Annotated in this window: 11 protein-coding genes and 1 pseudogene; 6 read left to right on the top strand and 6 right to left on the bottom strand. The window is 48.4% G+C overall.

Annotated features, from left to right (window positions below):
* Positions 1–252: 252 nt before the first annotated feature.
* Positions 253–3,717 (bottom strand): exodeoxyribonuclease V subunit gamma, encoded by a 3,465-nt coding sequence (gene recC, locus HCZ42_RS07295; protein WP_167420069.1) that lies wholly within the window; start codon positions 3,715–3,717, stop codon positions 253–255.
* A 250-nt stretch (positions 3,718–3,967) separates the two neighbouring features.
* Between recC and HCZ42_RS07290 the strand changes: the two genes are divergently transcribed.
* A complete protein-coding gene (locus HCZ42_RS07290) occupies positions 3,968–5,788 on the top strand; it encodes a DUF3413 domain-containing protein (protein WP_167420068.1) in 1,821 nt (606 codons plus the stop codon).
* Positions 5,789–6,033: 245 nt separating this feature from the next.
* Positions 6,034–6,291: pseudogene (locus HCZ42_RS07285) on the top strand (mechanosensitive ion channel domain-containing protein); the annotation flags it as partial.
* Between the two features lie 60 nt (positions 6,292–6,351).
* Here the strand turns inward: HCZ42_RS07285 and HCZ42_RS07280 are convergent.
* Positions 6,352–7,326, bottom strand: coding sequence for a TDT family transporter (locus HCZ42_RS07280; protein ID WP_167420067.1), 975 nt, complete (start codon positions 7,324–7,326; stop codon positions 6,352–6,354).
* Positions 7,327–7,437: 111 nt separating this feature from the next.
* Between HCZ42_RS07280 and HCZ42_RS07275 the strand changes: the two genes are divergently transcribed.
* The 4 genes from HCZ42_RS07275 (at position 7,438) to ppk2 (ending at position 10,492) form a co-directional block, all read left to right on the top strand.
* Positions 7,438–8,331, top strand: a complete 894-nt coding sequence (locus HCZ42_RS07275) for a LysR substrate-binding domain-containing protein (protein ID WP_167420066.1) — start codon at positions 7,438–7,440, stop codon at positions 8,329–8,331.
* A 101-nt stretch (positions 8,332–8,432) separates the two neighbouring features.
* Positions 8,433–8,735 (top strand): YebG family protein, encoded by a 303-nt coding sequence (locus HCZ42_RS07270; RefSeq protein WP_053409646.1) that lies wholly within the window; start codon positions 8,433–8,435, stop codon positions 8,733–8,735.
* Between the two features lie 143 nt (positions 8,736–8,878).
* Positions 8,879–9,625, top strand: a complete 747-nt coding sequence (locus HCZ42_RS07265) for a copper homeostasis protein CutC (RefSeq protein WP_167420065.1) — start codon at positions 8,879–8,881, stop codon at positions 9,623–9,625.
* Positions 9,626–9,709: 84 nt separating this feature from the next.
* Positions 9,710–10,492, top strand: a complete 783-nt coding sequence (ppk2, locus tag HCZ42_RS07260) for a polyphosphate kinase 2 (RefSeq protein ID WP_167420064.1) — start codon at positions 9,710–9,712, stop codon at positions 10,490–10,492.
* A 6-nt stretch (positions 10,493–10,498) separates the two neighbouring features.
* Here ppk2 and phoU read toward each other — a convergent pair whose 3' ends face one another.
* The 4 genes from phoU to HCZ42_RS07240 are packed head-to-tail and all read right to left on the bottom strand — an operon-like array spanning position 10,499 to position 15,902.
* Positions 10,499–11,197 (bottom strand): phosphate signaling complex protein PhoU, encoded by a 699-nt coding sequence (gene phoU / locus HCZ42_RS07255; RefSeq protein ID WP_167420063.1) that lies wholly within the window; start codon positions 11,195–11,197, stop codon positions 10,499–10,501.
* Positions 11,198–11,224: 27 nt separating this feature from the next.
* A complete protein-coding gene (gene pstB / locus HCZ42_RS07250; RefSeq protein ID WP_167420062.1) occupies positions 11,225–12,043 on the bottom strand; it encodes a phosphate ABC transporter ATP-binding protein PstB in 819 nt (272 codons plus the stop codon).
* Between the two features lie 2 nt (positions 12,044–12,045).
* Positions 12,046–13,692 carry a phosphate ABC transporter permease PstA gene (gene pstA / locus HCZ42_RS07245; protein WP_167420061.1) on the bottom strand — a complete coding sequence of 549 codons (1,647 nt, stop codon included), beginning with the start codon at positions 13,690–13,692 and terminating at the stop codon, positions 12,046–12,048.
* Positions 13,693–13,718: 26 nt separating this feature from the next.
* Positions 13,719–15,902: an ABC transporter permease subunit gene (locus tag HCZ42_RS07240; protein ID WP_167420060.1), complete on the bottom strand. Its 2,184-nt coding sequence runs from the start codon at positions 15,900–15,902 to the stop codon at positions 13,719–13,721.
* Positions 15,903–15,924 lie beyond the last annotated feature (22 nt).

The following is a 15,924-nucleotide window of genomic DNA, read 5'->3' as shown; positions in this document are numbered from 1 at the left end:
AAAGTCGGAATGCCAATGTGATCCTGACTTAAAAATGCAAATTATTAGTAAAACTGCTTGGTATATAAGATCTTAATGAGATCTGCCTCACGGCAGAACGCTATACGAACCGCTAGTATCCACCGCACGCGTTGAGCAGCAAAGCGCTGCAAGATACCAACCGAATCATGGTCCCTCTGACCTGTGGCCGTACAGCGAACGCCCTACACAATAATGATTTACTGGCGGCCACTTAATTTCCCGATTTGACCTTCACGACGATTCCATATCTTCGAGCGTTTTCGCCGCCATTCTTGGTGCTTGGATCACTAACGCCGCCAGAGTGCGAACCTGTGCCGCTAGCTCTTCATTCCACGTTGGCCAAATGCGTGCAATATACGCGTTGTTACCTTCGCCATTCACCATGTAACCATCGTTAAATGTGTCTGCCATTTTCTTCAACGATTTTTCTTCATCATCGACCCAGTTACCGCGGCTAAAACCCGCTTCAACGCTCGCGAGTGCGGTTTTAGGGAAATAGGCCAAAGGCTGCGTCATCCCTTGATAAAACAAACGTACCAACTCAGCCAACAACGACTTAGCTTGTGACACGTCGTCAATCGGTGGGTAAACAAGGTGAACCACGCCCTCTTTGCGGTCATAACCGATAAGATGGGTTCGCTTCGCTTGCTTCATCGCACACATCGCAAGGTGGTCAATCCAAGCGGCCAGATAATCTTGCGCGCGAATAGACCCGCTACGAAAACGAATCAGACCAGAGGCATAGTGCTGGGTTAACCAACCAGTCAAATGGATCGGTTTGCTTTCACCAAGCACGTCAAAAGTCAGTTTTACTTCTAAGTCATCTCCTTGGGATTGGCACAGCCAAGTCAGCTTCTCTACCAGCTCTTGCGTTTGCACGCGGTTAGTTTCGAATTCGATATCACCAAACGCACCTACAGGCAGTTTGCCCTGCGCTCGTTGCTGCTCAACAAACTGGGAAATGATCGCTTGAGTATCGGTTTGCCCCGCCAGTTGCTGCCCTAGCAAGGTGGTGAGCAAGCTATCGCGCATCTGATAGCTTTCTAGCCCGCCCAGAACAAACGGTTCGTCATCTTCCATTACTGGCAATGGTGGTTCAAACACCACCTTTAGGCGTCGATTGAAGAAGTACTGCACAGGCAAACGCCAGAATCGTTGCAACTCAACCAAATCGAGCTCCAACGGATAAGTCGCACCGTCAAGGTAATCACTCAACTGACGATTAAATTCGCCACCGCCTTGTCCTTGTCGATTCGCCGCCGGTAACCACTCTTTGGCATAGCTGGCTTGCTCACCGACAAAGGCATCAACAGAAAACGGCACCATCGGATGGTGGTGAATCAAAGCGTTCAGCAGTTGGTCACCGGAGTCGTCACAAGGCAGCGCTTCATCCCCCGCTAAACAATAGTTCTGGTGGCAATATTCCATTAACTCTGACACCAATACCGACGGAACTCGCTCGGTATTGTCTTGTATCGAACGGCCAACGTAGCTGATGTATAAGGTTTGCTGCGCCGATAACATCGCTTCTAAGAAAAGGTAGCGGTCATCATCTCGGCGTGAGCGGTCACCAGGTTTCGCGCGACCGTTCATTAAATCAAACCCTTCTGGCGGTACAGAGCGCGGATAGATCCCGTCATTCATACCCAGCAAACACACTGTTTTGAATGGGATTGAGCGCATTGGCATCAAGGTACAGAAGTTGACTTGTCCGGCGAGGAAACGCTGACTCACCCTCGTACCAGACAGCTTGTTTTGTAGATATTGGCTGATGATCGATGGCGTCAGTGGTTGCTCAAACGCCGCATCGGTAAGCTGCTCTTTGAGCGCCGCCAAGGTATCGCGGATCGATTTAAGCGCCGCTTCGCCTTCTAACTCGACGGTAAAAAAGTCATCCAATAAGTGGGTTAGCACTTCCCGCCAACTGTCGATGGATTGTGTGCGAGCCAGTTTAGTGCGGTAGCTATCAATGGTTTCGATAAAGTGTGCTAGCTTACCCGCTAGCTCTGCGCCCATGCCCTGCACTTCATTAAACGGAGAGATCGTGCCAGAGGCTGAAGCAAACAGCCCCGCAGATTCTGGCATCGCATAACCCAATAACATGCGCTGAATACCAAATTGCCAGGTATTCTGCACCGTTTCAGGCAGATCAAATTCGCGTCCGGTTGATGCGTTCAGTCCCCAGCGAATGCCAGACTCTTCAACCCACTGTTTGGCTTGGATGAAATCGTCTTCACTCAACGCAAAACGCGCCAAGATCGCCGGTGTTTCCAATAGTTCTAGCAGCTCTGAGGCCAAACAACGAGTGTTCGGTAGGCTGACCAACTGCATAAACGCATTCAAGATTGGGCTTTCTTGATCTGCCGTGCGGTCCGAGATCGAATAAGGAATAAAACGTTCCCCCGGCGCATTACCGAATACGGCTTGGATAGCCGGGCTGTAGGCATTGATGTCGGCAACCATGACGATGATATCGCGCGGCTTAAGCGTTGGGTCAGCGTCAAACATCGCCAAGAGTTGGTCGTGCAGCACTTCGACTTCACGCATTGGACTATGACAAGCGTGTAGAGACAGCGAGCGATCGGTAGCCAAAACGACTTGTTTGTGCTGGCTGGTTTCTAGCGCTTGGTCGTCTTGGTGTTCCTCTAGGTTAAGGATATCGGCTTGCAGTTGATGGAGCAGCGAATCGCGCTCAACATCGACAAAAGCTTCTATTTCGTGGGACTCCAGTTGCGACAACAAATACATATTGTCTCGGCCAAGTTTGCCCATTGACGCCAACAAACTGTTGCCAACCACGTTGGTATGAAGCTCGTCAGAGAGATTGTCTTCGAGGCTACCTTTTAGCTGGGTACTTTCCCCATCTTGCTCTGAATGGTCTTGTTGCCACACTAGATGTTTGCGGTGCTGAGCCGCCAATCGCGCAAGGTATTTTCTATCGCGCACTTCACCCCAGTAATAACGACATGGGTTAGTGAACATTAAATGCACATCAATATGTTCACCAATGGCTTTCAATGCGTCCATGTAGCGCGGCGGCAGTGAGGTGATACCAAAAACAAACAAACGCTTTGGCAGGTGTTCAAAACTGCCACTGTGATTATCGAGCATTTCGATAAAGTGCTGGTACAAATTAGCACGATGATACGGTGACTGGTCGAGGGCAACCGTATGATCATAAAGCGCCTGCCAAAGTAGCGGTTGCCACGGATGCTCATCCTCAAGCTCAGCCACGCTTTGCCCTGCTTCCCACGCAGCAATCCATTCCGGACGATACACCAAGTAACCATCAAAAATATCGGCAATTTTTTCCGCCAATTGGTACAACTTACTGACATCAGGGTCATTGTCCAAGTAACGGTTGAGCGCGGCGAACTCTGGCAGTTCCAACATGCTCGGCAAGATCGTCATCAACTTCCACGTCATCGCTTCTTTGTTGAAAGCGCTGCGTTTTGGCACATCGGGAAGCACTTCGGTAAACATGTTCCAGATAAAGGTCGCAGGCAGAGGAAATTCGATGTTTGCAGCCACACCAAACTCTTTCGCCAACTCCATTTTTAACCACTGAGACATACCCGGGCTTTGCACCAGAATTTGCTCCGCTTCGAACGGATTTTCGAGTGGATTGAGACGAATCAGCTCAACTAACAGCGACTTGAGAATATCAACTTGGTTGGAGTGGTAAACAGTAAACAAAAGGAATGCACCGAGCGCCAATTTAAACTGAGAGCTAGCTTAGCACAGGGAAAATTTTTCCTGCAGCAATCTTGAGACTCGGGGTAACAAAAGGTTAGCTAATACACAAACTGGTCACGAAACATCTAAATTTAAACATGTAAGCGAAATCTTACACTTCAGTGTGCAGTGTGATTTACGTCGCAATATTCCGAAATAAAAAACACTGTTTTATACTCCGGAACTGATATTAATATAAGTAAAAAAACGTATGTTTCGCAAAGTTACTTCTAACAGCGCTTGGCTAGTTGCCTTTTTTGCTTGCTTTGTCCCTTACTTGGCAATAGCTTGCTATCCCTTTTTACTGTCAAGCAACCAAGCTGAACCTCTGACGTTATTGCAGGGTTACTACCTGCTCTCAACCCAATACGCATGGCTGGGCTTGATTGCTGTGCCATTCATGCTATTGAGTTTGCTATTTTCTGTTCTGCCACCACGCTGGTTTAAAGGTGTGGTTATTGCTATCGCGATCTTTATGTTGGTGATGCTTAAGGTCGATATTTTAGTCTTCCAGCAATACAAACTACACATCAACGCACTGATGATTCGGATGTTCTTTGAGGGCGCCGACGAAGTCTTTGGGATCTCTTGGATGAGCTGGCTGATTTTTATCAGCGAGGTGGCGCTATTGATCGTTGGCTTGGCGTGTACTGTCTGGCTGAGTACTAGATTGCTTTATAGCCGAGCTAAGTTCGTCCTGATTGGTGTGTGGTTCGCATTGTTGCTTAGTACCCAAGCCGTGCACGCGTACAAAAATGCGTTATACGACGATGAAGTCAGTCAATTTTCCAATAACTGGCCGCTTTACTACCCACTCACCGCACGCAAATTTATCTACAAATATCAGTTGGTGGATGAGAGTATCGCGTCGAAAAATCGCGTTGAGTTGACCAACGTTGAAAGCAGCGCGCTCAACTACCCGCTAGAGCCAGTGAATGTGGTTGCCAAAAACAAACAACCCAATGTTTTGTTCATCCTGATCGATGCGTGGCGCTACAGCGATGTGACGCCAGACGTGATGCCTAACGTCAGCCAGTTTATTGGCAAAACCTCTAACTTCACCCAACACATGAGCGGCGGTAACTCAACGCAAGCGGGCATATTCAGCTTGTTCTACAGTTTGCCTGCGACCTATTGGGACAGTTTTCATGCTAGCCAAACCTCTCCGGTATTCATCAATAGCCTGCAACAACAAGGCTACCGAATGGGAATCTTTGGCTCTGCACCACTGATCAGCCCACCGCTGTCACGGACGGTATTTAAGAATGTGAAAAATCTGACCTTGCAACGTGGTGGCGACAGCAAATCTCAGCGCGATCAAGAAATCACCGACGAGTTTGTTCAGTTCCAGAATGAGCAAAGCGATCAGCCTTACTTCAGTTTCTTGTTTTACGATGCGGCTCATGGTACCGATTTCCCTGAGCCCGACTTTGCCAAGTTCAAGCCTTACTGGGAACGTGTTGACCATATCCTACTCAACAATGAATTTGACGCATCGCTGTACCACAATCGATATAAAAATTCGCTCTACTACATTGATAGCTTGATCGAAGAGGTACTGGAAAACGTCGATTTGGACAATACTATCGTGGTGATAACTTCCGATCACGGTGAAGAATTCAACGATCACAAGATGAACTATTGGGGACATTCGGGTAACTACAGCGACACGCAGGTTAAAGTGCCGCTGTATGTCTATCTACCCGACCAACAACCAGGGCAAATCGACTATCGCACCACCCATTACGATATCGTGCCGACGCTGATGAACATGCTGTTTGATGTCGATACCGATACCTCTTCTTACAGTATCGGTTACGATCTGTTTGACGATAGCGAGTCTCGCGACTGGTTTATCGCTGGCAGTTACTACAACTACGCTCTGGTAGGGAAAGAAACAATGCTGGTGGTTAACCCCGGCGGTCATTCACAGCAATTTGATAGTCAATTGCAAGTCGATAATGATCGACCAGTCCCGGTTGATGTCATTCGTTCAGCCTTGCGCGATATGTCCCGTTTCTATCACCGATAACCTCATAAATCTCTACAAAGCACCCCGGCACCATTCTCGCTGGGGTGTCTTTTTTTAATTCACCACTTTCACTCTCGCACTCCTCCCCTTCACTCTGAGTTCTTTCTGGACGAATAAGCAAATTGCTACAACACTTAATCACAACGTTTAACACTTATTAATCCGAAATTTAAATCGCTTTGGATATGACCTTGCCGAGATGTCGTGTGCTCTATCATCGAGACTGACCCCGCACAGGGACAGTTACCGAGCTCAATATGCGCTCAACCACACTCGAAACCTTTGATGGTAAAGATATTGTGGTTCCAAACGAAAAGTTCATCTCCAGCTCGTTTACCAACTGGACGCACAAAAACACCAAACAGCGCAATCGGGTCGGAGGTGACCTATTGCTAATCATTCTCGAAACGCTGCAAAACAATGGCATCGAGATTCCATTCCCACAACGCGATATTCGGGTGGTGTCTACTGGCGATGGCGAGGAATTTGCCAAGAAACCTTAAATACTGGAGCAACAAAAAAGCCCCTTGAAGTCACTCAAGGGGCTCGATTGAGAACGGATATTAAGCGTGGTGCGCGGTCATTAAACGCGGTTTGACCAACAGATGATTGATGTACTGCAGTGCAACATAACCCACCACAAGCGTCGCAACCACTAACTCAATACCCGCCAACCCACGCACTTGCGCGATATAGTGCTCGGCTAGTCCGTGCGTTTCCATCCAGTTCGCCATTTTAAATAGCGCCGTCGCACCAATCACCATCGGAAAGGTAAACGCCGCATAACCTGGACTGAATCGTAGTCTCAGCAGTTTGAAAAACGCCAAGTAGATAATCGCCGTCATCAACACTGCAATACCAAACAGCAACGCAATTACGACCGGAGACGGCGTGCTGACAACGGTTAGATACCCCGCCAGTGAAAGGCTTGCTGGCGCTGCCATGATCGCCATCGTCGGTTTCGCCGCGTCAGGGATCTCATGAGTAAACATAAAGCGATAAATCATCATAGGTAACATGACGGCGTACGAACACATGCCAAATACCAACGCGCCATGGGCGATCGGCACTAGCACTGGATTGCCCGAAAACGACACGTCCGCGACGATAATGCCCACCGGAGGGACGAACCAACTTGGCACCATATGATGCAATTCAAAATCTTGCACACGGTGGTAAACAAAGCTCAGCAAAAACACAATATGCAGAGCAATCGCAATCAACCAAAGCACATCACCTGCAACTGAGTAAAAATGCCCAAGTGAGTTCGACACCACCATGGTCGCCATCGCAAACGTCGGCACAACACTGCCGACAACAGGGTGAGCAAGGTCCTCTCTTAGCAAGTGGTTATGCAGCAAAAATTTTGCCGCTAGTACCACCAGCAACACACTCGCGATCCCAGCACTCATCCACTGTCCGTAGCCATGTAACTCAATCGCATTCTCCCAACTCCAGCCCAAGCTGGCGATACCAAGCGCTAACCCCGCCATTGGGGTGGGTGCTGCCATTACTTTTGCTTTTGTTTTCTGAATCATCGTGACCTCACAGACAGACTCACTCTCAATGTCAGCGATATTACGCTTGCACTTCGTTCTAATATATCTAATTATTTAAAACAAACGTTCAGTAATACTAAACATCATATTATGGCCAGCAATATCTCACTTAAGCAGCTACGGGTGTTTATCGCGATCACCCAACACGACACGCTTACTTCCGCATCGGAAGCCTTGTTTCTTTCCAAAGCAGCAGTGAGTATGTCGCTCGCCGAGCTGGAAAAGCAGATCGGTCACTCTTTGTTTGACCGGGTCAATAACCGATTAATTCTCAATCAGGAAGGACAAAAGCTTCTGCCTCTCGCCGATGAACTGATCGAGCGCGCAGAGAACATCGAACAGCTGTTTGAGGGTGACCAAACGCTTGTCGGTGCGTTGCGAATTGGCGCCAGTGACACCATTGGTAACCAAGTCGCGCCTTATTTGTTAAGCGATTTCAGAAATCACACCGGACACAAATCGCAGAGCCTATTCATTTCCAACTCGGCATTGATTTGTGAAAAGTTGGTCGATTACGAGCTCGATATTGCGCTTATTGAAGGCAAAACTCTGCACCCACAGTTGATTTCGCAACAATTTAGCGAAGATGAGATGTGCGTGATTTGCTCGCCGTCATCTCCGTTAGCGACTCAACAAAGCTTTACCATCGGCCATTTAGAAAACAGCGATTGGATTTTGCGCGAAGCAGGTTCGGGATCGAGAGAGTTTTTCCTCCGCGCGATCGCCCCTCGTATCGAGCAGTGGCAAGAAGCGTTTCAGCTCAACACAACCGAGGCGCTGATCAACTGTGTATCGGCGGGATTAGGACTAGGCTGCTTATCCAAACTCGCCGCTGAACCAGCACTAAAAGATGGCCGCGTAGTGGAACTCAAATTGCCGCTGGATATGAAACGTCGCTATTGGTTACTGGTACACAAAGAGAAATACCAAAGCCCTTTATTGAAAAGCTTTATCGAATTCTGTGACCAGTGGAGTAAAGAGTAACCACCTAGTTCGCATATCCTAGGGGTTGTCTGGACTTAATTGGTCAAAAACTGTATAAACAGACAGTAATTACTTGGGCAAATTTAACTAGAGGACCAACCATGGCTGTAATCGTCAAGTACGTGGTAGAACGCAATGGAGAAGAGAAAATGACTTTTACCTCTAAAGCGGAAGCTGACGCATACGATAAAATGCTTGATATGGCGGACGAGCTATTTGAGCTACTAGGTAAAAGTGAACTGCTGGAAGACGAAGGCAAGCAAGAAGACTTGGCTATGTTCCTGGCACAAAACAAAGAAGAAGTGCTGTACGCTCTGGGCGCAAAACGCAAACCTGCACCAAAAAAAGCAAAAGTGGCTGCGGTTGATAAAGAAGAGCCAGAAGCTCAAGAAGACGCGGCATAAGCACCCAAACCAGCCAATCAGAAAACCTCAGCCATTGCTGAGGTTTTTTCTATTTAGGGAAAAGCGAAACCGTTATCTTTACCCTAATTGCACCATTTCAAACAGGCTAAAATACCTCTATTCCCCCACTCGAGAGCAGTCAAATGAACTACCACATTGAAGTTTGTATCGACAACTTAGAATCCCTACACAACGCAATATCTGGCGGTGCGACGCGTATCGAGCTGTGCTCGTCTCTGTCGTTAGGCGGATTGACGCCAAGCTTTGGCCTAATGAAAACAGCCGCCGAGATCGCAACCGTGCCTGTTTACGCCATGATTCGACCGCGCCAAGGGGATTTTCTCTACGACCAAGATGACATTGATTCAATGCTGTATGACATCGAAGCGGCCGCAGAAGCAGGACTACAAGGAGTTGTGTTTGGCGTTCTAAAAGCCAATGGTGACGTTGATCTCCACTTAGCTCAGCAATTGCTAGAGAGAGCAAAGTTATACGGACTGGGCGTGACTTTTCACCGCGCTATCGACCAGTGCAGAAACGTAGAACAAGCGCTGGAAGCGATTATTGGCCTAGGTTGCGAACGAGTATTAACTTCTGGCTTAGCGGCGAATGTCGAACAAGGTGCTGATACATTGGCCAAGATGGTCAAACAAGCGGACGGACGAATTGCGATCATGGCTGGCGCAGGACTTAACGCCAGCAATGTCGCTAAACTGGTTGAACAAACTGGCGTGCGGGAAGTGCATCTGTCAGGAAAAACCATCCGTCCAAGCAAAATGAAGCTGATAGCCGAAAGCGCAAAAATGGGCGCGCAGGACGTCGATGATTTTGCGATTCCGGTTACGAATTCACACGCTATTCGTCAGATCGTTGAGGCTCTCAGTTCTTAACTTCGAGATACATCTTTGCACTCTCGCGATGCTAGCATATTGATTACAGAGACCAATAGTTAGCCATCTCACAAGGACCACAGTATGGGCAACGGAAAGCTGGATAAAAAGTTCTATCGCAAAGAGCTAGAACGCTTGCAAGTCGAGTTAGTGAAACTGCAAGAATGGGTAAAACGTGACGGACTCAAAGTCGTCGTGATTTTTGAAGGTCGAGATGCCGCTGGCAAAGGTGGCGTCATCAAACGCATCACCGAGAAACTCAACCCTCGTGTCTGCCGCGTCGCAGCCCTGCCCGCCCCAACGGAAAAAGAGAAGACCCAATGGTACTTCCAGCGCTATGTGGCACATTTACCTTCCGCCGGAGAAATCGTATTGTTTGACCGCAGTTGGTATAACCGCGCTGGGGTCGAAAAAGTGATGAGCTTTTGCAACGAAGACGAATACGAAGAGTTTCTCCGCTCTTGTCCAGAGTTCGAACGCATGCTGCAGCGCTCCGGCATCATCCTGATCAAATACTGGTTTTCCGTTTCCGACGAAGAGCAAGAACAGCGCTTTCTGGACCGCATCAACACTCCGCTAAAACGATGGAAATTCAGCCCGATGGATTTGGAATCACGCAACCGCTGGGTGGAATATTCAGAAGCCAAAGACAAGATGTTTCTGCACACTGATTCGAAACATTGCCCGTGGTGGGTTGTACCCTCTGATGATAAAAAGCGCGCACGGCTAAACTGCATCAGCCATTTGTTGAGCCAGATTGATTATCAGGAAGTGGATTACCCACCGATTGAGCTACCCGAGTTGAATAAAGCAGGCTATATCCGCCCGCCCGTCGAAGAACAAACCTTTGTCCCGCAGAAATATTAGTAAGTATTACTTCAACGCGTCATCGATACTCTGCTCACCGAGGTGGCGAACGTCTTTGCCTTTGACGAAGTAGATGATGTATTCACAGATGTTTTGGCAGCGATCACCGACTCGTTCAATGGCGCGCGCTGACCACATGACCTGTAGGATATTGGGAATGTTTTTCGGGTCTTCCATCATGTAGGTCATCAACTGACGGATCACCGCTTCGTATTCGGCATCGATTTTGTCGTCTAACTTGTACACTTCTGCCGCCGCATCTACGTCCATACGCGCAAAGGCATCCAGCACTTGGTGCAGCATAGTAATAGCCTGACGGCACAAAGGCTCGAGCGAAACCTGAAACTGGCACTCTTTAGAAGAAGGACTTTCGATCGCCACATACGCCATCTTAGTCGCGACATCACCGATTCGTTCAAGGTCGGTAATGGTTTTGATGATCGCCATGATCAAACGTAAATCTTTCGCCGTCGGCTGCCGCTTAGCGATAATGCGGGTACAAGCTTCGTCGATAGAGACTTCCATCGCGTTGACTTTATGGTCGTCGCGCACCACTTTTCTTGCCAGCTCAATGTCCTCTTTGTTCAACGCCTGCATAGCGAATGACAATTGCTGCTCAACCAAACCACCCATGGTTAATACATGGGTACGGATCGACTCGAGCTCGACATTAAACTGACCTGAAATATGACGACCAAAATTCATGAAATGTCTCTAACTCCCTTAGTTTTCTTAACCGTATCTACCAGTAATGTAGTCTTCGGTCTGCTTTTTCAATGGTGAAGTAAAAATAGAGTCGGTATCTGAGTACTCTATCAACTTACCCATATGAATAAACGCCGTGTGATCGCTCACCCTCGCCGCTTGCTGCATGTTATGCGTAACGATAACTACAGTATATTTGGTTTTCAGATCATTGATCAGTTCTTCAATGGTCAAGGTTGAGATTGGGTCCAACGCCGACGTCGGTTCATCAAGCAATAGCACCTCTGGTTCAATTGCAATCGCGCGAGCAATCACCAAACGTTGCTGCTGACCACCAGACAAACCAAACGCATTTTCGTGCAGTCGGTCTTTGACTTCATCCCAAAGCGCCGCAGAGCGTAACGAACGTTCCACCGCATCATCCAACACTCGGCTATTCTTAATCCCTTGCAAACGCAGTCCGTAAACCACATTTTCATAAATCGATTTTGGGAATGGATTTGGCCTTTGGAAAACCATCCCGACTCGGCGGCGCAGCGTCGCGACATCCACTTCCGGATGGTAGACATTTTTATTGTGCAGCTTAACCTTGCCTTCCACTCGGCAACCTTCGACCAGATCGTTCATACGATTGATGCAGCGTAGCAACGTCGATTTACCACAACCCGACGGGCCGATAAACGCCGTTACCTGACCTTTGGGGATTCGCATCGAGATATCGGTCAACGCTTGGGCGTTTTGATAGAACAAATTAAGCTCTTCGATGGCAATTGCCGTTTGCTCATCGCTTAAGTTGTTCACATCTAACGGGGCTGGATACCCCAGTGTTTGATCTACTGAAAACATCTTTAATCTTGTCCCAAGGTTCGATATTTTTCGCGCAAATTGTTGCGGATGCTAATGGCGGTCAGGTTCAATCCAATGATCACCGTAACGAGCAAAAATGACGTGGCATAAACCAGTGGCCTTGCACTTTCAATATTAGTGGTTTGGAAGCCAACATCATAGACATGAAAGCCTAAGTGCATAAATTTACGCTCTAGGTGTAAGAACGGGAACTGGCTATCGACTGGTAAGCTCGAGGCTAGTTTCACCACGCCCACCAGCATCAGCGGTGCTACTTCACCGGCGGCACGTGCAACCGCAAGAATCAATCCAGTGATGATCGCCGGACTCGCCATCGGCAACACAATGCGCCACATGGTTTCAAACTGCGTTGCGCCTAATGCCAGCGAGCCGTGACGAACCGAACTAGGAATACGTGTTAAGCCTTCTTCCGTCGCGACAATCACGACCGGCAGCGTCAGAACTGCCAGCGTCAACGCGGACCACAATAGCCCCGGGGTGCCAAATGTCGGCGCAGGTAAGCGTTCTTCGTAAAACAGCGCGTCAATCGAACCACCTAAGGTGTAAACGAAAAAGCCTAAGCCGAATACCCCGTAGACAATGGATGGTACGCCCGCCAAGTTAATCACCGCGACGCGAATGATACGGGTGAAAGCGTTGTTCTTGGCGTACTCGTGCAGATAAATCGCCGCAATCACACCGAGAGGCATCACGATGATCGACATGATCAACACCATCAATACGGTGCCAAACATCGCCGGGAATACACCACCTTCTGAGTTTGACTCGCGCGGGTCTTGAGATAGGAACTTCCAACCTTGCTTGCCCCAATGGATCAACTTTTCACCTAACGACATTTGGTTTGGATACCAAATATCTAATGCGTAATTGAGCGGGATTTTGTGCACATCTCCGTACATGTCTTGAATCAGCAAACCTTGTTGCTCAAGTTGACGGCGTAAGTCATCCAAACGTGACTCCATTTCAGTCAACTGCTCACTAATGATTGCCGATTGGCTATCGAAACGAGTCATAAACGCTTGGTCCAGCGTGCCGTTGAGTTCTCTCTTACGTTGTTCTAGTCTCAGCTTTTCCGCTTGTGCACTTAACACACGAATCTGTTTGCTCACCAGTTTATCAATATCACTGCGCACCGAATCGGCAAACGCCAAGCCAAGTTGCATCTGCTGCTGGTAGTCTTTGACGACTGAGCCATCTTCTAAGTAGTAACTTTGGGGCACACCGTAGAAGTCGCCTCCTCGTGTACGCTCGACCACCGCCCAACCCTGCGGTTTACTGCGCTTCAACACATCAATTTCTAAAATAGAGACAAAGTCCGCCGGATAGATGTCTCGGTTGGCAACCTTGATGCTAAGACGTTTGACTAAGCCTTTCTCTTGCACCTCTTTCGGCAGTTCGATATTCATTTCTTCAAGGTGGCTGGTTTGAACATACTCTTCTGCGTAAAGCTGACCAACCAATACTTTTCCTTGTTCAGTTTGCCACTGATACAAAGGCGCGGGCCAAAAATATGATAGTCCTTTCCAACCGATAAGCAGCAGCAAACCTAATACGGATAACAGACTGATACTGACCGCACCGCCGGTTAACCATATCCATGGAGAGCCTGATTTGAGCCACTTAAACACGGCTATCTATTCCTTCTATAACTTGCTTAAAGCGCACGATATTTTTCTCTTAATCTTTGTCTTACCCACTCCGCGACTGAGTTTACCGCAAAGGTAAACACCAACAGTATCAGCGCCGCGAGGAATAAAATTCGGTAATGCGAACTGCCGACTTCCGACTCCGGCATTTCCACCGCGATGGTGGCCGACAAGGTGCGCATCCCTTCAAGGATGTTCCAATCCATCACTGGAGTGTTCCCTGTCGCCATCAGCACAATCATCGTTTCCCCCACCGCGCGGCCAAGTCCCATCATGATCGCGGAAAAAATACCTGGGCTTGCGGTCAGTAGCACCACGTGAATCAAGGTTTGCCATTGAGTGGCACCAAGTGCCAATGAACCATCAGACAAGTGTTTCGGAACCGAGAAAATCGCATCTTCGGCGATGGTGAATATGGTCGGTATTACGGCAAAACCCATCGCGAAACCGACCACTAACGCGTTGCGCTGGTCAAAGTCGATACCTTGCTCTGCAAGGAATACACGGACATCACCCGCAAACAACCACTGCTCGATTGCACCACTTTGCGATAAAATCGCGCTGACAAATAACACGATGACTGGCATTAGGATCACTGCGTGCCAACCATTGGCAAAACGACTTACCCAATTACGCGGAAGCTTATGCCACGCCAATCCCACCAACACGATCAGCAGTGGTAAAAACAGCATCAGGCTGACCACGGCGGCAAGATGTCGCTCAACAATCGGCGCAAACCACAACCCCGCTAAGAAGCCGATGATTACCGTGGGCAGCGCTTCCATCAGTTCAATCGAAGGTTTCACCACACGGCGCATTTTCGGTGTCATAAAGTACGCAGTGTAAATCGCGCCCAACACCGCGATAGGTACGGCAAATAACATTGCAAACGCAGCCGCTTTCAAGGTACCAAATGCGATTGGTACTAAGCTGAATTTCGCCTCAAACGAATCGTTGGCAGAGGTTGTCTGCCAAACGTAAGCCGGTTCTGGGTAGCTTTCATACCAGACCTTTTGCCACAGCGACGACAATGAAATTTCGGGAAACGGATTATTGATTTTCGCTAACGACAGCGTCGATGATGACAACGCAATTAAGAACTTTTCATTGTTCGACATCGCCGCCAATTGCGGTGCTTTCTCATAGGCCCGATTGAAGATCACTAGCTTTTCACTGGTGGTGTAATGACTCTGTACCGTGCCATTAATGTAGAAACTGTAGAAGCCCTTGCGGTACGTATCTGGCAATAAGAATTGCAGCGCCGACGCGAGCTTAAACTCACGAATATGAGTCAGTTTTCGCTCACCGCCGTTGAGTACGTCAAACCATTGCGAGACTAATCCGTCGCGATGGCTAACCAGTAACGAGTATGCGCCCGACAACAACTGGATATCGCTCACGACGTGTTTTTCTTCACCTAGACTTAGATCGACAATTTCACGAACAACAAAACGTTGCTGCGCTTTCTTCGCCACGACTAACTCTGAACCGGTACGTAGGTAAAGCGTATTGCCGTCTGGTGTTAAAATCAGTTGCTCTAAACCTGTAAACGGCTGATTAAAGGTGTAGCTGAGTGTTGAGTCTGCTTGGTCTTGCCACACCACTTTAACGCGCCCGTCTTGATAGTAGCCCGCTAAGGTAATCTGCTCGTCATAAGCAAAAGCAAACTGCTTTAAGTCGCTCTCGCCCTTGAGACTAAGTGGTACTGTTTGCTGTTCAACAGCAGGAGAAAACGCGCGTTTTTGCCCCTTCAGAGTGCTGGTCATTTCTGGTCGAAATAGCGTGACCTCACCGGATGGATTGGCAAAAGCAAACCAACCTTGAGCGGCAACACTTTTCGCAAACAAGCTGTAGTCACCCGAGATTTGCACGCTATGTGTTGGCTGAGTAGCGAGGCTATTGAGTTGCCAAAAATCGACGGAACCTTGCTGGGAAATCAAATAAGCATGCTCACCGTAATCATCCACGCCCAACGCGACTGGCTGCGAGACATTCACACTTTGTTTAGCGATATTTGGCGTCAGTTGCGCGTCGGAAAACAACGGCAGAACCATCATCGCAAGATAGACAAAAATCAGCACCAAAGCTGCTAAAACACCGACACCACCAGTCGATACCGCAAACCGAACCAAACGATCTTTAATCAATCGCTTTCGATCACGCTCACGTAATGAAAATTCGGCTTTGGCCATTTGTCTCACTTACTTAAATTAA

Source organism: Vibrio hepatarius, assembly GCF_011806575.1.
Lineage (GTDB): Bacteria > Pseudomonadota > Gammaproteobacteria > Enterobacterales > Vibrionaceae > Vibrio > Vibrio hepatarius_A.
This window is presented reverse-complemented; position numbering and strand designations above follow the sequence as displayed.

Bases quoted from the DNA above. Each gene is read 5' to 3' on its own strand.
- HCZ42_RS07265 (WP_167420065.1), top strand. From the start codon at position 8,879: ATGAACTACCACATTGAAGTTTGTATCGACAACTTAGAATCCCTACAC.
- phoU (WP_167420063.1), bottom strand. From the start codon at position 11,197: ATGAATTTTGGTCGTCATATTTCAGGTCAGTTTAATGTCGAGCTCGAG.
- HCZ42_RS07290 (WP_167420068.1), top strand. From the start codon at position 3,968: ATGTTTCGCAAAGTTACTTCTAACAGCGCTTGGCTAGTTGCCTTTTTT.
- HCZ42_RS07240 (WP_167420060.1), bottom strand. From the start codon at position 15,902: ATGGCCAAAGCCGAATTTTCATTACGTGAGCGTGATCGAAAGCGATTG.
- HCZ42_RS07270 (WP_053409646.1), top strand. From the start codon at position 8,433: ATGGCTGTAATCGTCAAGTACGTGGTAGAACGCAATGGAGAAGAGAAA.
- HCZ42_RS07280 (WP_167420067.1), bottom strand. From the start codon at position 7,326: ATGATTCAGAAAACAAAAGCAAAAGTAATGGCAGCACCCACCCCAATG.
- ppk2 (WP_167420064.1), top strand. From the start codon at position 9,710: ATGGGCAACGGAAAGCTGGATAAAAAGTTCTATCGCAAAGAGCTAGAA.
- pstB (WP_167420062.1), bottom strand. From the start codon at position 12,043: ATGTTTTCAGTAGATCAAACACTGGGGTATCCAGCCCCGTTAGATGTG.
- HCZ42_RS07275 (WP_167420066.1), top strand. From the start codon at position 7,438: ATGGCCAGCAATATCTCACTTAAGCAGCTACGGGTGTTTATCGCGATC.